We start from the raw sequence: 21,467 nt of genomic DNA, 5'->3' as shown, positions 1-21,467 counted from the left end.
CCCTAGGACCCGGGCTTCGCGAACAGCGTCACCTCGACGCGCCGGTTGCGCGCGCGGCCGGCGGGCGAATCGTTGGGCGCGACGGGGTCGGCGTCGCCCTTGCCCTCGGCCTTCAGGCGCGCGGCCGGGACGGTCGCCGCGAGCAGGTCGCGCACGTTCGCGGCGCGCTCCTTCGAGAGTTCCCAGTTCGACGGAAAACGCCCCGAGCGGATCGGCCGGTCGTCCGTGTGACCCGTGACGAGCACGTTGCCGGGCACCGCGTTGAGGGCCGCCGCGATGCGCTCGATGAGCGGCCTGACCGGCGCCGCGACTTCCGCGCTGCCGGGCCGGAAGACGTTGTCGCCGTGCAGCGTGACGACCGAGCGGTCCACGCGGTCGTCGACGGCGACCAGGCCGTCGCGGATCTCCGGCGCGAGGAATTCGGCGAGACGCGGCTTGGCCGCCTGCGTCACGACGAGCGGCCGCTGCGCCCCCGCGCGAATCGAGGCGAGCGTGTCAAACGCGGGATCGGACAGCCGGCCGAGCTGGAAGCTCATCGCGAGATAGGCCATCGCGATGAACAGCAGCGCGAATGCGCCGACGACCCAGACCGGCAGCACGTCGGTCGTGCGCCGCCGCGCGGCGTGCACGCCTTGCCAGTGCGGCGACAGCGCGCGCTCCGGCTCGCCGCGCTCCTTGCGGATCAGGTCGTAGAGCCGCGCGCGGATCGCGTCGAGCGTCTGCCTGCCTTGCGCCGCCACGCGATAGCGGCCTTCGAAGCCGAGCGCGAGCACCATGCTCGCCAGTTCCAGCAAATGCAGATGCTGCGCGGGCTTCTGCGCGAGCCTCGCGAGCAGTTGAAACACTTTTTCGCCGCCCCACGCCTCGTTGTGGAATGTCACGAGCAGACTTTGCCGCGCCCAAACGCCCGCGCCCCACGGCGTGCCGGAAGCGGCTTCGTCGAGCATCGTACAGACGATGTAGCGTGCCGCCGTCACCTGCTCGGCCGCGACACCGCTCGCGCGCGCCTCCGACTCCAGGCGGCGCACGCCCGCCGCGAGCGAATCGCGCAGGGCGGCGGGGTCGGCGCAGGCGCTCATCGCGCGGATGCGGGGTGCGAGTTGCAAGAGCGGCGCGCACGCCGCCACGAGGGGATTGAGCGCGCCGCCTCGTGTGAATGCGGCGTCGAACGCACGCTGTTCGGCGCCGGGCGCGGCGCCCGGCGCGAACGGCCCGTCCGTGCCGCCGCTGCTCCCGGCGCGGCGGCGCGCGCCGGGATTGGGCTTGATCATGGTCTGGTCGGATTCGAATCCGGCGAAAGGATCGTCGTCGTTCGTCATGGCACTTCCTGATCCCAATGACCTCAATGACCTCAATGACCTCAATGACGGATGGCCCAGAACTCCAGTTCGAGCGCGGGGAATTCACCGGCGATGTACATCGCGAGGTTGCCGGTCTGCTCCAGTTCCTTCCAGAGCTCGCCCCCGCGATCCAGCTCGAAATACGAAAAGCCCGCGTGAAACGGAATCTGCCGTGGCGCCATCGGCATCGCCCGCAGACCGATCCCCGGCAGCGCGAGATTCACGAGATCGCGCAGTTTTTCGGCGGGGGCGACCTTTACCTGCGTCGGGAAGCGCGTGCGCAGCGTTTCGCCGGGCATCTGCGCGTTGGCGGCGAGCACGAAACCCGCCGTGCGCACGAGTTCGAGGTCGTTGATCATCGCGACGCGCACGCCGGGCTTGCGGCTTTGCAATTCGATGGCGACCGCGTCCGGCTCGCGCACCTGCGCGAGCAGTTGCCGCACGTCGCGCATGAGCGGCTCGAAGGAAGTGGCGAGATCGTCGTGACGATACGGCGGATACGCGAGCACGCGGCGGCGCTCGTCGAACGCGGCGAGATCGCCGGCGAGCGCGAGCGTCGTCTGGTACAGGCGTTCGGGATGCAGCAACGGCACGTTCAGCAGATGCGCGAACTGCGGCTCGAACCGGTTGAGCGTTTGCAACAGCAGAAAATCGGCGATCTCCGCGACGCCGCCGCGTCCCGGACTGGCGAGATGACTCGCGATCCGGTCCGCATGCTGATGCAGCAGTCCCGCGAGTTCCTGCGCGTGGCCGAGCAGGCGTTTATCTGCGAGCGCGTGGAGCATCGGCGGGATGTAGCTCGTGTCGAGCAGCACGCGATTGTCCGCGCGCCGTTCGAGCACGCGCGCAATGCCGATGGTCGCGAACGCGTCGGTGGCGTCGCGCGCGAGCATGAGCCGCAGGTTCGGCGCGCCGACGCGAATCTGCGCAACGCGGTCGGTGCTCGTCGTGACATCGACGACCGAAGTGTCGGTCGTGCGATAGCGCAGGCCGCTCGCGCCATCGATGCGATCGCCCGCGCCGTCGGCATCGAACTCCTTCGCGCCCGCGCGCGCGAGCGGCAGGGCGAGCAGCACGACTTCGTCGCGCGTGCCGGCGGGAACGTCGAGCGGCGGCGGCGCTGGCGCGTCGTCGGGAAACGAGAACGCGGTGCCGTCGGGCAGCACGCCGAACGCGGACGCGAGCGCGATCTTGCCGAGCCCGAGCGCGATCTCGTCGAGCATGACGGCGGCGCATCCCCACGGCCACGCTTCGGTCGCGCGCGCGTGCGCGCTCACGAGATGCTCGATGAAGCGGTCGTGTTGCTGGAAATGCTGCGGTTCGAGGAACAGCCCCTCGGACCAGATCATGCGTTGGTGCCAGGTCATGGTGGCTCGTATCCGCTCTCTGGGGGTTCGACACGGCGCCGCGCGCGCTGTGCCGGCGCCGGCCGTGCCGTCGGCGTCCGGCGGGTCAGCGACCCCGACGCTCCCTCAAAAACGAACGAGCGATACGAATTTGGAACTCGCCGGCGCGCGCGCGCTTACTTGGCGGCCTTCGATGCCGGCGCGCTCGCGCGGTGTGCGGCGATCGAGACATCGGCCGCGTCGATGCGCACGTCGAGCACGGTCGTCTGGTTCGGCGGCACCGGCACGGTTGCGCGCCAGCGAGAGCGTTCGATGTCGCGATACGCGGCCACGACCGCGACGAATGTCGTGCCCGGCTGCACGGTCGCCTCGACGCTCCGGCTGTCGCCGGGCTTGAGCAGGAATTCGTTCTTTGCGTTGAGATCGCCGCCTAGCGTCGCCTGGTCCTTTGCGTAGAGCGTGAAGAAGTCGGCGCTATCGAAGGCGGCGGTCGTCTTCAGTTCGTACACGCGCACGACGACGGGCGAGGGCCGGCCCCGCTGATCGGGATTGGCCTGGTCGAGCGCGCTCACGGTGATGCGCACGACCGTCGGCGGCGGCGGAGGCGGCGGTGCCGATTTGCACGCCGCGACGACGAGCGCGCACACGCAGACGACCCGCGCCGCGCTGCGCGCGAGACGCGCAGAACGCGCGCGGCTTGCGATCGAACCGATGGTTTGCATGATTGATCTGTGTCTCTCCCAACACAGCAGCAAACGAATGATCCCGGGACGCTTTTCAAATCCGGCGCGATGTTTCGTCTAGCAGTGGCACCGCGGCGGCAGCGCGCCGCTCGCGCCGGTGCGCGGCTACGGTCTTCGAGGAGCGCATTCGTGAAACCGATCGGGCAGATCGCGTCGGTCCGTGTGGCGGCCGGCGCTTGCGCACTTGACGGCAGCGCGGCAAGGCGGCTCGGCCTCGCGTTCCTGCTGTTTGCGGCGCTCGCGCTCGCCGCGCCTGGCGTCCATGCGCAAGGCGCGCAAAAGAAAAGCACGCAGGGCGCGAAAACCGCCCAGACCGCGAAAATCGCCCAGACCGCGCCCACGCCGCCGGACGCGGCGCTCACGCCCGTCGCGCGCGATGCCGAAGCCCGCGTGCGCGATGCCGAAACGATCGCCACGCTGTCGCAGGAAGGGCGTCTTTTGCTCGCGCGCGATCAGGTCAAGCTCGACGGCTACGCGTACTGCAGCATGTCGGTGGCGGCCGCCGAGCGCGGCGATTTCCGCGACAGCATCGAAGCGGCGTCGCGCGCGCTCGTCGTCGCGCGGCAGACGGACAACGCCAACCTCGCCGCACTCTCGCGCCGCGATCTGGCGATCGCCTACAGCTACGCCGGCGATCTGGACGACGCCGAACGCTACGCGAAAGAAGCCATCGCCGCCGGCGCGAAGAATCCCGAGCAGGTGCTGGCGCCCGCGTACAAGGTGCTGGGCGACATCGCGGCCCGGCGCGGCGATCCGGCGGCGGCGCTCGCGCAATACCGGGTGGCGCTGGAAAGCGCTTCCGCGCGTTATCGCCCGATGGTGCTCCTGTCGATCACCAATGCGCAGATCGCATCCGGCGACGCCGCGGGCGCGCGCGCCACCTTCGAACAGACGAGCGGCGTCAAGGAAAGCTTGCTGGCGCCGCTCAGGAAGCGCATCGAAGGCAATTTGCTGCTGGCCGAACACAAGCCACAGGAGGCGCTCGACGCGTTCGCCGCCAGCGCGAGCGCGGGCGGCGCCGACGCGAGCTACGACAGTCTGTGGGCGCACGAAGGCATGGGCCGCGCGTATCTCGCGCTCGGCAAGCGCCAGCAGGCCCGCGACGCGTGGCTCGCCGCACTCGACGACTCCGAGAAGATCCGCGCGCGCTTTCGCAGCGACGAGTTCAAGACCGGACTCTTCTCCGATACGCAGACGGTCTTCGAGGAGACGATTTCGCTCGTCGTCGAGGATGGCGACTATCCGCTCGCGTGGACGCTCTCCGAGCGAAGCCGCAGCCGCGCGCTGCTCGATGTCGTGCGCAACCGGCTCGCGGCCAACGTCGACGAGGCTCAACTGAACGGCCGCACGCTCTCGCTCGACGACGTGCGCGGCACGCTCAGGCAAGGCGAGGCGATCGTCGAATATCACGGTCTTCCCGACAAGATGATCGCGTGGGTCGTGCGCCCGGACGGCATCCAGGGCTTCACGCTGCCGATCGCACGCAAGGAGATGACGCTGGCCGTCGGCGATTTTCGCAACGCGATCATCCGCGGGCGTCCGCAAGCGCTCACCTACGGAACGAAGCTCGACGCGCTGCTCATCCAGCCGCTCGGCGTGCGTCCCGGCGAGCGGCTCATCATCGTGCCGAATGGCGCGCTGCACTACATGCCGTTTCAGGCGCTTCGCAATCCGCAGGGCTTTCTGATCCAGCGGCATGCGCTCGCGCTCGCGCCTTCGGCGAGCGTCGCCGTGCAGCTCGTGCGACGCCAGCAGCGCATCGCGAGCAGTCTCGTCGCGTTCGGCAATCCGCGCATCGCGCCGGAATTCGACTTGCCGGGCGCCGAGGCCGAAGTGCGCGCGATCGGACCGCTGTTCGCGCAGCACGAGGCCTTCGTGCAGAGCGACGTCACGCGCAAGACCTTCAGCGACAACGCACCGGCGGGCCGCATCGTCCACGTCGCGACGCACGCACAGGCGGACACGGTCGATCCGCTGCATTCGCGCGTGCTGCTCGCGCCCGCGAAGCAGCCGGCCGACGGCCCGGACCCGATGCTCGCGCAGGACATCTACAACCTCAAGTTCGATTCGGTGGCGCTCGTCACGCTCTCCGCGTGCGAGACGGCGCTCGGGCGCATCGAGCGCGGCGACGAGATCATGGGCTTCACGCGCGCGTTCTTCTATGCGGGCGCGTCGGCGTTGCTCGTGTCGATGTGGCCTGTCGCCGACGATTCGACCTCGCTCACCATGCGCACGTTCTACGGCTCGCTCACCAAGGGCGAAGAGGCGATCGACGCCATGCGCGAGGCGCAGCTCGCCGTGCTGGCCGACAGCAGGTACGCCCATCCGTTCTACTGGGCGCCGTTCGACCTGATGGGCAACTGGCGGCTCTCGGTCGCCCACTGAACGCCGGACCCTCGTGCCCGGCGCCGTCCCGGCGCGACGCTGTGCGCCGGCCCGATGAGGATGCTGCAGTGAACGACGCCATGAAAACCGAACTCATCGCATCGCGCCCCGGCGAACGTACCGGTGCGCGCGCGCGCCCCCATCGTGGACGACGTTTCGCGCGCGCGGCCGGTCTTGCCGGAGCGGGCATCGCGTGCGCGGGCGCGCTGACGGCGTGGGCGCAGCAAGTGCCGATGCCGGGCACGCAGCAGATTCCGAGCGCCGGCACGCTGCTCAACGAACAACAGCGCCCGACACCTGCCGCGCCGCCGCCCGGCGGCGCGGCCGTGCTGCCGGCGCGACCCGCGGCGCCGGCAGCCGTGCCCGAAGGCCGCAAGTTCACGTTGAAGAGCATTCGTCTTACGGGCAACGAGACCTTGCCGTCCGACATGCTGCTCCCGCTCGTCTCCGGCAAGATCGGTCAGGAAGTGTCGATCGACGATCTCAACGCGATGGGCGCGCTCATCGCGCAAGCGTATCGCGATCGCGGTTATCCGCTCGCGCAGGTCGTGATTCCGCCGCAGGACGTGACCAATGGCGATGTCGCCTTCACCGTGCTGGAAGGCAAGATCGGCGCGGTGCGGCTGACCATCGTCCCCGGCGCGCCGATCAAGGAATCGCTCGTGCGCGCGCGGCTCGCCGCGATCGAGCCCGGCAAGCCGCTCAAGCAGGGCGAACTCGAACGCACGATGCTGCTGCTCTCGGATCTGCCCGGCATTCGCGTGACCTCGGCGCTGGAACTGGGCAGCACGCCGGGCACCGTCGATCTGAGCGTGACCGTCGAGCCCTCGCGCCGCTGGGATTTCGCCCTCGCCACCGACAACTACGGCGCGGCCGCCGCCGGGCGCTGGCGGCTGGGTGCGGTGGGACGGCTCGCGTCGCCGTTCGGCATCGGCGACAACCTCGACGTGAACCTGCTCGCCGCCGAGCGCGCCGACACGCTGTACGGGCGCATCGGCTACGACGCACCGGTCGACGCGAACGGCACGCGCGTGGGCGTGGCGTATTCGCATCTGTACTACTACCTCGGGCAGGATTTCTCCTCGCTCAATGCGCACGGCGATGCCGATGTCGTGACCGCCTCGGTTTCGCATCCGCTCATCCGCTCGCGCAGCCAGAACCTGCTCTTGCGCGGCGCGCTCGAATACCGCGCGCTGACCGACAAGATCGACAGCGTCAACTTCGACAATCCGCAGAAGCTCGTTGTCGCGAGCGTCGGGCTGTCTTACGAGAGCCGCGACAGCTTGCTCGGCGGCGGCTTCAACAGCGCGGACATCCAGCTTGCGTTCGCGCATCTGAAGATCGATTCGTCGCTCGCCGAGCAGATCGACCAGAGTCCGTTCGGGCGCAACACGCAAGGCAACAGCGTGCGCGTGACGATGCAGGCGAACCGTCTCAACGCGATCACGCAGAAGGTCAGCATGTTCGTCGGCGTGTCGGGGCAATGGGCCAACCAGAACCTCGACAGCTCGTCGCGCATCACGCTCGGCGGCCCGCGCGCGGTGCGCGCCTATTCGCCTTCCGAGTCGGTCGTCGACGAAGGGCTGATCGCGACGGCCGCGTTCCGCTACGCAGTCATCCCGACGCTCACGCTGTCCGCGTTCTTCGATATCGGCGTCGGGCGCTACAACGCGCGCTCGATTCCCGAACAGGGCGCCAACACCGTGACGCGCAGCGGACCCGGGCTCGGGCTGTTCTGGAACGGGCCCTACGGCCTCACCGTGGATGCGAGCATGGCCTGGCGCACGACCCGCGCCGACACCACCGGCGACGACAAGTTGCCGCGCGTGTACGTGCAGGTGTCGAAGTCGTTCTAGCGACAGGAAAACGTTCAAACAGGAGTTCGACATGAGCGACATCACCTGCCTTCGGACCCGCAAGCATCGCCGGGCATGGGAGCGTGCGATCAGGCGGCTCGCCCGGCGCGCGGCGCGGCATGCGGGCGTGGCGATCGTTCCGTCGCTGTTGCCGGTGATCGCGCTCTTCGTCGCACCGCCCGCACTCGCACTGCCGCTCGGCGGGCAGGTCGCGAGCGGCAACGTGACCATCGGCACGCCCGCTCCGAACACGATGGCGATCACGCAAGGCACGCCGAAGGGCATCGTCAACTGGAACTCGTTTTCGATCGGGGCCAACGAGACGGTGAACATCGCGCAACCTTCGGCGCAGGCCGTGTTGCTGAATCGCGTGGTGGGCAGTCAGGCCAGCACGATCGCAGGACGGATGAACGCCAACGGACAGGTGTTTCTCGTCAATCCGGCGGGCGTGCTGTTTGCGCGCGGCGCGTCGGTCAACGTGGGATCGCTCGTCGCGTCGACGCTCGGGATTTCGGACCGCGATTTTCTTGCGGGCAAATATCGCTTCGCGAGCGCGTCGCCGCAGGCGGGCGGGCAGGTCGTCAATCAAGGCACGATCACGGCCGGCGAGCACGGCACGGTCGCGCTGCTCGGCGCGCAGGTGGACAACAGCGGCACGGTGAGCGCGAAGCTCGGCACCGTCGCGATGGGCGCGGGCAGCGATATTACGCTCGACTTCGCCGGCGACGGCCTCACCATGCTGAAGGTCAACGGCGCGGCGGCGCAGGCGCTCGCGCGCAACTCCGGCGTGCTGGCGGCGGACGGCGGGCAGGTGCTGATGTCGGTGCAGACCGCCGACGCGCTCGCCGCCACCGTGCTGAACCAGACGGGCACGGTGCGCGCGCAGAGCGTCGCGGAGCGCAACGGGCGCATCGTGCTCGACGGCGGCGCGGCGGGCGTGACGGAAGTGGCGGGCAGCGTCGATGCGACGGGCGGCGTGGGGCTCAAGGGCGGCAACATCGACGTCACGGGCTATCAGGTCGCGGTGCACGACGGCGCGCGCATCGACGCGAGCGGCGCTGCGGGCGGCGGACGCGTGCGCGTGGGCGGCGGCGCGGCGGGCAAGGAGGCCGACATCCATAACGCGGACGCAGTGTGGATGGGGCCGGGCGCGCAGGTGAGGGCGGATGCGCTCGTCACCGGCAATGGCGGGAATGTCGTCATCTACGGAACCAACGCGGCGCGCGTCTACGGGATGCTGACCGCGAAAGGCGGTGCACAAAGCGGCAACGGCGGGTTGATCGAGACGTCGGCGCGGTTCCTGGATGTGGCGGGCGCGGAGATCGACGCGTCGGCGCTGCATGGGGTGGGGGGGACGTGGGTGCTGGATCCGCACGATGTCGATATCGTCGCCGACAGTTCGGCGCTCGACTTCGCGACGTCATCGGATACCACGGGCTGGACCTTCAGCCCCGTCTCTCCCACGGGATCTGCGTCGCGGCTTGGCGTCGGGCAGATCACCGGCCAGCTCAACCAGGGCGTCTCGGTGACGGTGAACACAGGGGCGAGCGGAACGGACCTCGGTACGATCAAGGTGCTGACCAACATCACGAAGGGCGGCGACAGGAACGCCGCACTCACGCTGAACGCCGCGGGCTCGATTCACATCGACACCTATGCGTCGACCGGCGCGGCTCTGGTCTTTACGACGCCGCAGATCGGCGTGGCGCAGGGACTGGCCGATACCGGCAGGCTCGACGTCAATCTCAATGCCAACGTGGAGGGCAGGAATCCGTCCGCTTCCGTCACGGTGAACGGCATGGTCGTCGGCGGCGTGCCGACGCATCCGGGCATCGCGACGAACGGCGGCAATCTCGTGATCAACGGGGCGGCGTCGCCGGGCAACGCGGCAAGCGTGGAACTCACCTACGCGGCCATCGACACCACGGTCGGCAGAACCGGCACTGGCACGGGCGGCAGCATCACGATCCGCGGGTCGTCGCCGTTCGACACGGGCGTGAGTCTGTCCAATTCGACAATGACGTCCGGCTCCGGTGCGATCACGATCGAGGGGCACGGCGGCACCCGCTATTTTTCGCCCGAGGCGTCGAACTATGACTATGTCGACGCGTTCGGCTCGGGCGTGTCGATCACGAACACGGCTCTCAGGACGACGAGCGGCGCGGTCAGCGTCACCGGATTCGGCGCGACCGGCGACCCGACGACGACGGCCGGTCTCGGGCCGGGCGCGCTCTCGGGCGATGGCGTGCAAATGTCCAACAACTCGTCGATCAACTCGACGAGCGGCGCCGTCACCATTCGGGGCACGGCCGCCGGCAGCACGGCCGCGCAGCTTTCGGTTCAAGGCGACGGCGTCGCCATCGCGGGCTCCCGGATCATCACGGGCGGCGCGATGAGCATCGACGGCACCGGCGCGGTGGCGGGAGCGGCGACGACGACGACGACGGTCTCCGGCGTCGGCGACGGCGTGGTCATCTCCAACGCGACGATCACCTCGGCTGGCGCGCTGGACATCACCGGAAGGGGCGCGACGGCGGGCGGCGCCCGGTCGACCATTGGCGGCGCGGGTGTCTATGTTGCGACGTCGAGGCTCACGTCGAGCGGCGGCGACGTCACCATCGACGGCACGAGTGCAGCAGGGCAGCCCAGGGACACCAGCACCGTGGATCATTTTGGCGGCGTCGTTATCCAGTCGTCGGATGTCGGCGCGACGACGGGCAACCTGTCGATCTTCGGCGTGGCGCCGCCTGGAGTGGCTCCCGCCGGAGGCGTCGTTGTCACGGGCATGAACGCGAGTCAGAATCTCGGCATTCACGCGAACGGCAACGTACGGATTTTCGGCATCGGCAACGTGGATAGCGGCGTGGCGCTGGCCGGCACGCCGGGAAACGGCGACGGTCAAGCGCCCGTCCGGGGCCTGGTCAGCTCGGCGGCCGGCTCCGTCGACATCCGTGGCGGCGAGAACGCCAACGCCAGTTTCTACGGGTACGGACTGGCGCTCGACGCAGTGAACGTCCAGGCGAGCGCGCCTGGACAGACGGTGTCGCTCACCGGATCGACGCCGGCCGACGCCAACGCCATCCTCTTCTCCGACACGACGGTTTCGGCCGGCTCGACCGGCACGATCATCGTGCGCGCGGATAACGCCGGTGGCGAAAGCACCGTGTTCTCCGATAGCAACGCGTTCTTCTCTGCGCCTTCGGGCACGATCGTGTTCGTGCCGGGCAAGGTCGGTCCCGACTTCGCGATCGTCAATGACGACGCCCAGACGATCAATGTGTGGGGCCTGAACGGCGGGTTCACAGTGGGGCCGTCGATCCTCGGCGCGGTTTCGTCGAGCATCGATACGGTCGTGATCGGATCGACGAGCCATACCGGGCAGATTGCCGTGAACGCGTGCAACTACCGGGGATGTCCTTCGCCGGCGCAGGTGATCTACAACAACCTCACGCTCGAAAACCAGGGCACGGGCAGCAAGGGCATCGCATTGCTCAACCGCCTTTCCGTGCAGGCGTCGCGGGGCGGCGCCTACACGCCCGGCAAGCTGACGTTCGCATCCGCCGGACCGGTGACGCAGGGCGCGCAAGGCATTACCGCAGGAATCGTGACGCTGACGGGCCTCGGTCCCTTCGAGCTGACCAACGGGGCCAACGTGTTTTCCACGCTCGCGCTCGTCAACAGCGGCAATGCGACCGTCGTCGGGACCGGAAATTTCAGCATCGCCGGCACTTTCCGCAGCTCGCCGCAGTCGGCAGCCACGCCGGTTACGTTCGCTTCCTTCGACAACGCCACGCAAACCGTGACGCAGATCGGCTCCGGCGGCATCGTGACGCCCGCCGGGAATACGAGCGTGACCGCGCTCGCCGGAACCGGGACGCCTGGCACGGGTGTGATTACCGTGGCCGATCCCCTCGTCAAGACCTCGCCCGGCAGGTCGACGCTCACGCTGAACGCGGCGGATACCGTGATCTTCGCTGGCAACATCTCGGCGCCCGGCGGTCCGCTCGATATCAAGGCCGATGCGGGCAATCGCATCGCCATTCACGGCTACCGGGGCGAGAGTCCGGGCGTGCGCATCGGGCTTTCGACCAACGGAGGCAACGTGACGCTCGGCACCGGCGCCACGGCGAGCGGATACGGCGGCTCATCGGTCACGGTGGCCGACGCCGACATCGACGCGCGCGCGACGTCCGCGCAAACGACGGATGGCTCGATCACGATTCACGGCGTCGCGCCGGCGTACAACGCGGGCGTGCCGCAGACCGCGGGCGTCGATATCGACGACGCACGACTCCTCGCCGGCGGTGGCGGCATCGAACTCGCAGGACGCGCCCACGTACCGACATCGACGCCGGGTAGCGGCGTTCTCGTTCGCAACTCGCAGACCGCCGCGGCCCTGCAGCCGGGCCCCTCGCAACTTACGACCACCAGTGGCGCGATCCGCGTCTACGGTACGGGCAGCGGCGCCGGCGCAGTCGGCGTGGCGCTTCTCGACGGTTCGTCGATCACCACCACGGGCGGCCCGATCGACCTACGCGGCGCAATCACCGACACCGGCACGGGCACGCCATCGCCTACCTACGGCCTGCTGCTGCTCAGCGGCTCGATCAACGCGAGCGCGCCGGGCGGCACCGTTTCACTCGCCGGCTCGACGACCACCGCCGACGCGGGCATTGCCTACGGCGCCGTGCCGCTGCCAGCCAACTCGGGGCTGGTCGCCGGACCGTTCTCGATCAGCACCGGCCCGCAAGGACTCGTCACGATGCGTTCGTCCAACAACGGCGCCGCCACGAGCCTGATCGGCCGCAGCGCCGCGCAGTCGATCGACGCGCAGGGCGGATCGCTCTTCATCTCGCCGGCATCCGTCGACCCGTCGACCTTCGACGTCACCGCGCAAAACGCCGTGCCCATCACGCTGTTCGGCACAAACGCGACGCAGGGCCTGTCCATCGACGCCGCGACCTACCAGACCTTCTCGACCACCCTCCAGACACTCGTGCTCGGCTCATCGACGCAAACGGGGCACATCTCGGTCCGGGGCCCGTGCGAGGGCGGCTCGGCCTGCGCGCAACGTCCCGCCGTCGCGACCGGCCTGACGCTCCAGAACACCGGCGCGGGCAGTCAGGGCATCGACCTGCCGTCGGGCATCTCCCTGCCCGGCAAGACGCTCGCGCTCGCTTCGAGCGGCATCGTGACCGATCCGGGCGGTATCCAGGCGCAGTCGCTGCTGCTCGCCGGAGGCGGCGATTTCACGCTTACCGACGCCGGCAACGACGTGAACACGCTCGCCCTCGCGGGCGCACACGACGTGAGTTTCAAAGAGTCCCACGGTTTCACAATCGGGCCGGTTTCCGCGCAGGGCTTCGACGGGGCAACCGGCAGGGCCGCGACGATCGACGGCACGCAATCGACCGTGACGGGCAACCTCGCGGCGATTTCCGAGAACGGCCGCGTGTCGCTCGGCTCCATGGGTTCGCCGACGCACCTGAGCGCGGGCGGCAGCATCGACCTCGTCATGCAGAACGTCGTCCTCGATAACGCGGCGGGCGGCACGCTGAGCGCGGGCAACGGATGGCGCGTGTGGGTCCGGAGTCGCGATCAGCAGGAGAACCGCGGCGGCATCGATCCCGGCGGCGCGCTGCCCAACTTCTACGGCTGCGTCTACGGTGGCATTTGCAGCTGGAACGGCCTGCGGTCGCTCGCGGTCGTGCCCGGCAACAGCAACCACTTCGTGTACGCCGAGCGGCCGACGCTGGCCGTTACGATCGGCGGTCAGACCCGCAGCCGGGGCAGCGCGAACGGCCCGTTCGGTTTCACGGTCAGCGGGCTCCTGAGAGGCGATCAACAGGGCAATTCTCTGGCTGCGGGGCCGCTTGGATCGCCCGCGACGACGGAGTCGCCCGGCGGGACGTATCCGATCAGCGGCACGTTTTCGTCGCCGACGGGCTACAACGTGGTCGTCACCCCGGGAACGCTCACGGTGCAGGACCCGCTCGCGAACGGCGGTGTCTTCAACCGTTCCGGCCTGCAGCCGCTCTTCACGGCGCAGGAAGACAGCTTCGTCTACGAAAGCAATCTGGGCGGCGTCAACATCTGCGTGGGCACCAACCAGCCGATCCTCGCACTGCAGGAGGCCGAAGGCGCGGCCGACACGCTCGCCGCCGAATGGAAGCGCGTGCGCTCGCGGCCGAATCTGAACAACTGTCTGGTCGTCAACGGTCAGCATGGCTGCGGTGAATTCTGAACGGAGTCGCGATGATCGACGTTGAACCGCTGCTCGCGCCGACTCAGACGATGCCGCCCGCCGGCATCGATCTGGAATACGATGCGGCGTTTCTCGAATTCGAGTCACTCGCGCGCGGCATGCCCGAGCGCCAGTTCGACACGCTCACCGAGCCGCCGCCCTGGGCCGACGTCATGGAGCAAGCCGAGGCGCTGCTGTCGCGATCGAAGGATCTGCGTATCGCCGTGGCTTATACGCGCGCGGCGTCGCACGTGCACGGTCTTGCGGGTTTTCATGCGGGAGTGCGCGTGTTGACAGGCCTTTTCGAGCGTTATTGGGAGCACCTTTATCCGCCGCTCGATCACGACGATGGCAACGACCCCGCGCTGCGCGTCAACGCGCTCGCGCCGCTTGCCGACGCCTATACGCCTTTCGCGGAAGCCGAAACCCTGCTGCACGATCTGCGCGAATGCGAGGTGTGCCGCGTGCATGGCGAGCGGCTCACGGTCCGTGACCTCCTGGTCGCCCAAGGCAAGATCGCGCCGCCGGACGGTTCGAGCGCCGCGACCCTGCCGCGCGTGGCGGGCATGCTCGCCGATGCGCTCGCCCACGATCCCGACGCGCTCGCCGAAGGCCTCGATCTGCCGCGCGCCGTGCAGGCCCTGTCGGACTGCATGACGGAAAAGCTCGGCGCCGAGCATGCGCCTTTGCTGAACGCAATGATGGCGACGGCGCGGTACGTCGCCGTGCAGTTCAGCGCGGTGGCGCCAGTCGCGGCCGCCGCTTCGGTGCCGGAAGAAGAGGCTCAAGTGGAGCATCGCGCGCCCGCGCGCCTCGGCGCGCTTGCGACGCGCGAGGACGCGATCGCCTTGCTGGATGCGGTGTGCGCATTTCTCGAACGCACCGAGCCGACAAATCCCGCGCCGCTGCTCATTCGTCGCGCGCGCGGGCTGATGGGCAAGGATTTTCTCGCCGTGATGCAGGACCTCGCGCCCGACAGTCTCGCGCAAATTCATTTGATCGCCGGAAAGCGGGAGCCGTGATGCTTTGAAACTGACGCGGCTTCGTTCGTCTCTTGAGCGTGAGGCTTGGGAGAGCGTGATGAGCGGACGAGACTTCATGCAGCCAGCGTCGATACCGGTCATCGACGGCGTGCGCATCGGTGCGTTGATCGGATTCAGCGGAGAGGGCGCGCGGCCGCTCGTCGTGTATGCCGGACAGCCCGGCGACGCCGCGCTCGTCGCGCGCACGATTCCCGACCTGCGTGGCGCGCATATCGGCCGTGAAGTGCTGCTGACGTTCGAAGCGGGCGATCCGATGCGGCCGATCATCGTCGGCTGCCTGCAGGCCGATGAAACCTGGCCGCTCGACGAAGCGCCCGCGCAAGTCGAAGCGGATGCGGACGGACAGCGGCTCGTCGTCACGGCGAAGGACGAGATCGTGCTGCGTTGCGGGCAGGCGAGCATCACGCTGACGAAGGCGGGCAAGGTGCTGATACGCGGCACGTATGTGTCGAGCCGATCGTCGGGCGTGAACCGCATCAAGGGCGGTTCGGTGCAGCTCAACTGAACGTGGCCGACTCATGGAACTGATCAACGCCACCCGCATGGTCGCCGGCTACACGATGGGCACGGAGCCGAGCGGACGCGAATCGCTCATCGTCGTCGTCAAGGGCACGTTTCGCCTGCCCGCGCCGGGCGAAGCGGTGAGGCTCGCGGAAGAACAACTGCCGCTCGTCATGGCCGACACGTTCACCGGGCAGCCGGGCTACTCCGCGCCGTATTACGAAGTGGACTACGCGCCGCATAAGCCGCGCTGCGACGTGCTGCTGTCGGGCAGCGCGCACGCGCCCGGCGGGCGGCCCGCGACGCGTGTGCCGGTCGGCTTGCGTGTGGGCAACATGACCAAGCAATTCGCGGTGATCGGCGACCGCGTCTGGCAGGCGGGCGCGACGCGCATCGACGTCAGCGCGCCGGTGCCGTTCGTGTCGAAACCGATTACCTACGATGTCGCGTTCGGAGGCGTCGATCAGGAACACGACGATCCGATGCAGCATGCGGCGTTCATGGCGAATCCGGTCGGGCGGGGGTTCAGGCGGCATCTGCGGCGAGATTGGGTGGATGGGCGGTTGTTGCCCAATACGGAAGAGCTGAATCGGCCGGTGATGCGTCCGGACGAGGTGTATCGGCCGATGTCGTTCGGCGTGGTCGGTCGAGGGTGGACGCCGCGGCTCGGGTATGCGGGCACTTATGACGATGAGTGGCTGGAGAAACACTTTCCGTTTCTGCCGCCGGATTTCGATGAACGGTATTACTCGGCAGCGCCCGAGGATCAGCAACTTGCTATGCCGGTCGGTGGAGTGGAGGTGAGGTTGGTGAATCTGACGCCGGATGGCAAGCGCAGTTTCGTGTTGCCGGATTTTGAGGCGCCGGTGCTCGTCTTGCCGAAGCGTGGGGAGCCGGAGGATTATCGGGCGCGCGTGGATACGATCGTGTTCGAGCCAGAGCTGGAGAGGTTCACGATGAGTTGGCGGGTGAGACGGCCGTTGAAGAAAAATATGTTCGAGATAGCGCGGGTGCTGGTTGGGAGGAAGGGGAGGGAGTGGTGGCAGCAGAAAGGCGCCGTTCCGTTTCCGATGCCGGTCATCATGGTGCCGATGGAGCGCAGCGAGACCACGCCATGAACGATCGGTCCATTGCGATCCTGAGTACGGGCCTCGTAACGAGCGTAGGTTTGTCGGCTCCAGCATCGTGTGCAGCTATTCGGGCGAAGCTCAGTAACCCGACCGAGACACGGTTCATCGACTCCGGAGGCGATTGGATAATGGCGCATCAAGTGCAGCTCGAGAAGCCCTGGCGGGGGCGGACTAAGTTGGCGAAGATGGCGGCGATGGCGATTGAGGAGTGTCTCGAGGGCGTAGAGAAAAGTGAGTGGAAGACGATCCCGTTATTGTTGTGTGTGGCGGAAAAAGAAAGGCCCGGGAGGTTGGAGGGGCTGGATGACTACTTGCTCGACGAGATACAGACTGAACTCGCCACCCGATTCAACTCCGATTCGGCGGTCATCGCGCAGGGAAGAGTGGCGGGGATGACCGCGCTGTCGGTGGCTCAGAGGCTGATCGAAACGCGCGCGTGTGCGCACGCGCTGATTGCAGGGGTTGATAGCCTCCTTGCCTGGTCGACCCTTTCAACCTATGAAATCCAAGACCGCCTGTTTTCCCGACACAATTCGAATGGGTTCATGCCCGGCGAGGCCGGCGCTGCCCTTCTCGTCAGCGCTTCGGAAAAAAGCGGGGACCTCTCATGTATCGGGATAGGCTTTGGAACGGAAGCGTGCACCATTGGGAAGTCCGAACCGCTTCGAGGTGATGGTCTGACCCGAGCGGTCCAGGCTGCCCTCGCGGCTGGCGGTTGCGAAATGCATCAGCTGGACCTGCGCGTGTCGGACATCTCGGGCGAGCAATATTATTTCAAGGAGGCGGCGCTCGTCGTTGCGCGGCTTCTGCGAATCCACAAGGACGAGTTCGATCTCTGGAATCCCGCTGAGTGCATCGGGGAAGTGGGCGCGGCGACGGGCTTGGCGCTCGTGACATCCGTACATGCCGCATGCGGGAAGCGGTACACGCGCGGCCGCCTGTTTCTTCTTCATGCTGCGAATGACGCGGGCGGGCGTGCAGCAATGCTACTGAAATTCGAGGCGGCTACGTGAGCAATCAGGTATATGCCAATGGCATGGAGATTTCGTGCAAGGAGTCAACGGGAAAAACGATCTGTGCGTTTCCCGATGTTTGCTTCACTCCGCCGCAAACGCCCGCGACGCCGCCGGGCGTACCGCTTCCCTATCCAAACACCGGAATGTCGTCTGACACCACTGACGGGTCGAAGTCCGTCTTGATCTCTGGACAGGAGATCATGCTCAAGAACAAAAGTTATTTCAAGAAGAGTACGGGAGATGAAGCGGGTTGTGCTCCGAAGAAGGGATTCGTCAACAGCAGCATACAGGGGAAGGTGTATTTCACGGCGTGGTCGATGGATGTACAAATTGAAGGAGAAAATGCCGTCCGGAATCTCGATCAGACCACCGGCAATCACGCGTGTCCGAACTCGAACGAGTCGGCGCCGTGGCCTTTCATCGCGGGTGAAGCGATAGCCCCAAACGGCGCATGTCACAGCGCAGTTACCGCCATGAAAGATCACTGCAGTTCGCCCACCGACACTTCCGATTCATGCTGCGCAGTCCCTCAGCGCCAATGTGTCATGGTTCCAAAGCGTTCGGACAAATCGTGCTGCTGCCCCAATCATGGGACGACCGGGCACCACGCAATTCCCAAACAGGAAATGTGCGAGGAAGGAAGTGCTGGGAAGCGGCCGCTAAAGGGAAATGAGGGATATAAGCACGAGGACGCTCCATGTGTATGCGCTGAAGGGGGAAGTCCTGGCAAGCGGGATGGCGACGGCATGGTGGGCTCGCACGGACTCTTCCATAACGCATACAAGCAGGGACGAACGCTACACCTCGAACAGAGCCAGCCGTGGGATTATCCAAGTGCTAAAACCGTTGCTGCTCAGTCCGTTTCGAAGGAAACGCAGTGTCCGGTAGACTGCATAGAAAAGCAGATTGCGGTTTACCACGACTCACGGATCAAAGTGGTCCGTGTCAGCAAACAATACGAATTCGTGGACGATGTTTGAAACGGTTGCAAGACCAAATCGCGAGGTGGGCCAATGAATGATCCCGCGCAAGTCAAAGACGGATCGATATTCTTCACCGATGGCTACGTCGTCTCAAAGGAAGTCGTACTGGTTGCCGCGAAATTGAATGCGATCGCCGACCAGTATTTCTCGCGCCTTTACTGTCTGACTCATGGGCGCTGGTTACGCGCGGATGTGAAAGATTCCGTGCATTCGGCAACGTTCGATAGTGACGCCGGGCAAGGCTTGTGGCTTGGTCTAGATGGCTCTGTCATTGAGACCTTGCCAAGTTCCGGCCGTTCAGATTTTAAGATTCCTGACACACGGCGGTACGGCAACCTGAACAGGGTGAAGTGCATTTCAGGTGACTTCTATATTTGTGGTTATGGAGGGCAGGTGTACAAGCGGAAAGACAACGCGTGGAATCACCATGATGTTGGACTTCTGATTCCGAAACCAGACGCGATGTCCGTCGATCTGCTTGACATTGACGGCAACGGTCCGGACGATCTGTACGCGGTTGGAACAGGCGGGGCGATGTGGCATTTCGATGGTGCACAATGGCGGGCGCTTTCCTCGCCTACCAATGTGCATTTGACCGGTGTCCGGTGCGTCAGCAGCACAGAAGTCTATATCTGCGGATTTCGCGGTGTGCTTATGAAAGGTAATCAGGACGGTTGGAATGTACTATCTCCCGGAAGCATCTTGTCCAATTTTTACGATGTCGAGTTTTTCCGGGAGGAGTTGTATGTGAGTGCCATGAAGGGAATTTGGACGCTGAAGGGTGCCAGCCTCGAGCCCATGGAAGTTCTTCCCGACAACGAGCCAAAGCTGACCTTCCACAGGCTCCATTCTAATGGCGAGGTGCTCTGGTCATTCGGTACCGATCATCTCGCGTATTTTGACGGCACTGACTGGCACTACGTTCGCCATCCGGACAATTTGGAATGAACCATGCGTGACGAAGAGATCAATCAGAGTGGCACGTGTTGAGTTCGCATCGTGGACTGTCATCCCGTCTATTCCATCCTCCACCAACACCTCGAAGACGCCGCTTGCCTGCGCAACACGCGCAGCTACCTCGTCCGCGCCCCGCACGTCAAACTCAAGCACCTCGCCCGCCTCGACGAACGCATTGCCGCGCATCTCGACGGCATCGCCGTAGCCGGCCGCGTCGGCGCGCAACTCAGCATGCAGGCACTCGATCGCCCCGGCAGGGGCGAGCTCTTCACCGCCGCCATCGGCTGCATCGAAGCGCGTTCGGACCCAGGCCTCCTGCGACTCATCGCACTGGCGCAAGCGCTTCCCGACGCCCGTCGCGGCCTGCATTCGGCGTTCGGCTGGGTGTCCGCGAGCCGCCTCGGCGAAACGGTCGGCATGCTGCTCGCCCGCGACGAACCCGCCGCGCAACTCGCCGGCCTCGCAGCCTGCGCGCTGCATCGCGTGGACCCAAAACGCTTTCTCGACACGGCCATCACCTCGGAGAACGACGACGTCCGCGCTCGCGCGCTGCAATGCGCGGGTGAGATCGGCCGCGTGGACTTGCTCGCGTCCTGCATCGACAGCCTGAACGACAAAGACGACGCATGCCGCTTCCACGCCGCGCAATCCGGGCTGCTGCTCGGCGACCGAGGCGCATCGCTGAACGTGCTGACAGAGCTCGCTCCGTCACGCCCCGACGCCGCCGCGCTCGCCGCGATGTCGCTGCCATCGGCCGACGTCCCACGCTTGCTCGAAGTCATCGCCACGCAACGAAAAAGCAAACGCATCCTGATCCGCGCAGTCGGCTACGGAGGCGACCCTCGCTACGTGCCCTGGCTGATCGGCCTCATGTCCGACGACCGCTACGCCCGCCTCGCCGGCGAAAGCTTCAGCTTCATCACGGGCGCCGATCTCGCCTGGCTCGACCTCGACCGCAAGCCGCCGGAGCACCCGCCCGCCGGCCCGACCGACGACCCAAGCGACCCTAACGTCGCCATGGACGAAGACGACGGCGCCCCATGGCCCGACGCCGACAAAATCGCCGCATGGTTGCAGACGAACGCGCCGCGCTTCCAAAGCGGCACACGCTATCTGGCGGGCGCACCGCCATCGAAAGCGCACTGCATCGACGTATTGAAGGACGGCTACCAGCGCCCGCGCATGGCCGCCGCGCGCCACCTGTGCCTGCTTCGCCCCGGCACGGCGCTGTTCAATTGCGCCGCGCCCGCATGGCGTCAGCAGCGCCTTCTGCATGCAACGACTTAAGGCTTTTCAATTCCCGCACGCGTCAATCGTCTTCAGAGCGTAGCCCGCGCTCACGCGAAGGAGGCGTCATGGCAACCAGCAGTCAGAAATTCATCGGCCGCAACCGCGCGCCGCGCGTGCAGATCGAATACGACGTCGAAACGTACGGCAGCGAGAAGAAGGTCCAGCTTCCGTTCGTGATGGGCGTGCTCGCCGATCTCTCCGGCAAGCCCGCCGAGGCGCTGCCGCCCGTCGACCAGCGCAAGTTCCAGGAAGTCGACATCGACAACTTCGACAGCCGCATGAAGGCGATGCATCCGCGCGTCGCGTTCCAGGTTCAGAACAAGCTGACGGGCGAGGGCAATCTCGCCGTCGACATCACGTTCGAGAACATGGACGACTTCTCGCCGGCCGCCGTCGCGCGCAAGGTCGATGCGCTTTCGAAGCTGCTCGAAGCACGTACGCAGCTCGCCAATCTCGTCATCTTCATGGACGGCAAGACCGGCGCGGAAGAACTGATCGCCCGGGTGCTCGACGATCCCGCGCTGCTCAAGACGCTCGCCACGGTCACGCATCCGCCGTCCGACAGCGCCGCGCCGGCCGCTCAGTGAACGCCGCGACACGCCGGGACAGCCCGCGCGCGTGACATCGCCTGAA

14 protein-coding genes are annotated in these 21,467 nt (G+C 66.6%); 11 read left to right on the top strand and 3 right to left on the bottom strand.

From position 1 onward, the window contains the following. Positions 1-2: 2 nt before the first annotated feature. From AWB66_RS06445 to tssJ, 3 genes are all read right to left on the bottom strand, one after another. On the bottom strand, positions 3-1,319 hold the full coding sequence (locus AWB66_RS06445) for a DotU family type VI secretion system protein (RefSeq protein WP_087629452.1): 1,317 nt from the start codon (positions 1,317-1,319) through the stop codon (positions 3-5). Positions 1,320-1,360: 41 nt separating this feature from the next. Then, positions 1,361-2,707 (bottom strand): type VI secretion system baseplate subunit TssK, encoded by a 1,347-nt coding sequence (gene tssK / locus AWB66_RS06440; protein ID WP_087629451.1) that lies wholly within the window; start codon positions 2,705-2,707, stop codon positions 1,361-1,363. Positions 2,708-2,862: 155 nt separating this feature from the next. Then, on the bottom strand, positions 2,863-3,408 hold the full coding sequence (gene tssJ / locus AWB66_RS06435; RefSeq protein WP_087629450.1) for a type VI secretion system lipoprotein TssJ: 546 nt from the start codon (positions 3,406-3,408) through the stop codon (positions 2,863-2,865). A gap of 150 nt (positions 3,409-3,558) precedes the next feature. Between tssJ and AWB66_RS06430 the strand changes: the two genes are divergently transcribed. The 11 genes from AWB66_RS06430 (at position 3,559) to tssB (ending at position 21,421) form a co-directional block, all read left to right on the top strand. Then, the gene (locus tag AWB66_RS06430) at positions 3,559-5,814 is read left to right on the top strand and encodes a CHAT domain-containing protein (protein WP_235021009.1); all 2,256 of its coding nucleotides are present in this window, start codon (positions 3,559-3,561) and stop codon (positions 5,812-5,814) included. A gap of 80 nt (positions 5,815-5,894) precedes the next feature. Further along, a complete protein-coding gene (locus AWB66_RS06425; RefSeq protein ID WP_087629734.1) occupies positions 5,895-7,670 on the top strand; it encodes a ShlB/FhaC/HecB family hemolysin secretion/activation protein in 1,776 nt (591 codons plus the stop codon). 31 nt (positions 7,671-7,701) lie between these two features. Next, positions 7,702-13,914: a two-partner secretion domain-containing protein gene (locus AWB66_RS06420; protein WP_087629449.1), complete on the top strand. Its 6,213-nt coding sequence runs from the start codon at positions 7,702-7,704 to the stop codon at positions 13,912-13,914. Between the two features lie 11 nt (positions 13,915-13,925). Continuing rightward, positions 13,926-14,936 carry a type VI secretion system protein TssA gene (gene tssA, locus AWB66_RS06415; protein WP_087629448.1) on the top strand — a complete coding sequence of 337 codons (1,011 nt, stop codon included), beginning with the start codon at positions 13,926-13,928 and terminating at the stop codon, positions 14,934-14,936. A 58-nt stretch (positions 14,937-14,994) separates the two neighbouring features. Further along, on the top strand, positions 14,995-15,462 hold the full coding sequence (locus AWB66_RS06410) for a DUF6484 domain-containing protein (RefSeq protein WP_087629447.1): 468 nt from the start codon (positions 14,995-14,997) through the stop codon (positions 15,460-15,462). A 13-nt stretch (positions 15,463-15,475) separates the two neighbouring features. Then, positions 15,476-16,576: a DUF2169 family type VI secretion system accessory protein gene (locus AWB66_RS06405; RefSeq protein ID WP_087629446.1), complete on the top strand. Its 1,101-nt coding sequence runs from the start codon at positions 15,476-15,478 to the stop codon at positions 16,574-16,576. Next, a complete protein-coding gene (locus AWB66_RS06400) occupies positions 16,573-17,601 on the top strand; it encodes a 3-oxoacyl-ACP synthase (protein ID WP_087629445.1) in 1,029 nt (342 codons plus the stop codon). The genes AWB66_RS06405 and AWB66_RS06400 overlap by 4 nt, the downstream gene beginning before the upstream one ends. Then, positions 17,598-18,584, top strand: a complete 987-nt coding sequence (locus AWB66_RS06395; RefSeq protein ID WP_087629444.1) for a PAAR-like domain-containing protein — start codon at positions 17,598-17,600, stop codon at positions 18,582-18,584. The genes AWB66_RS06400 and AWB66_RS06395 overlap by 4 nt, the downstream gene beginning before the upstream one ends. Before the next feature lie 33 nt (positions 18,585-18,617). Continuing rightward, entirely contained in the window at positions 18,618-19,535 is a 918-nt protein-coding gene (locus tag AWB66_RS06390) for a beta propeller repeat protein (protein ID WP_087629443.1), read from the top strand. Positions 19,536-19,586: 51 nt separating this feature from the next. Next, positions 19,587-20,831, top strand: coding sequence for a TIGR02270 family protein (locus AWB66_RS06385; protein WP_235021008.1), 1,245 nt, complete (start codon positions 19,587-19,589; stop codon positions 20,829-20,831). A 68-nt stretch (positions 20,832-20,899) separates the two neighbouring features. After that, on the top strand, positions 20,900-21,421 hold the full coding sequence (tssB, locus tag AWB66_RS06380; RefSeq protein WP_087629441.1) for a type VI secretion system contractile sheath small subunit: 522 nt from the start codon (positions 20,900-20,902) through the stop codon (positions 21,419-21,421). The last annotated feature ends 46 nt before the right edge of the window (positions 21,422-21,467 follow it).

Origin of the sequence: Caballeronia telluris (genome assembly GCF_001544495.1) — a bacterium.
Classification (GTDB): Bacteria; Pseudomonadota; Gammaproteobacteria; order Burkholderiales; family Burkholderiaceae; genus Caballeronia; species Caballeronia telluris.
This window is presented reverse-complemented; position numbering and strand designations above follow the sequence as displayed.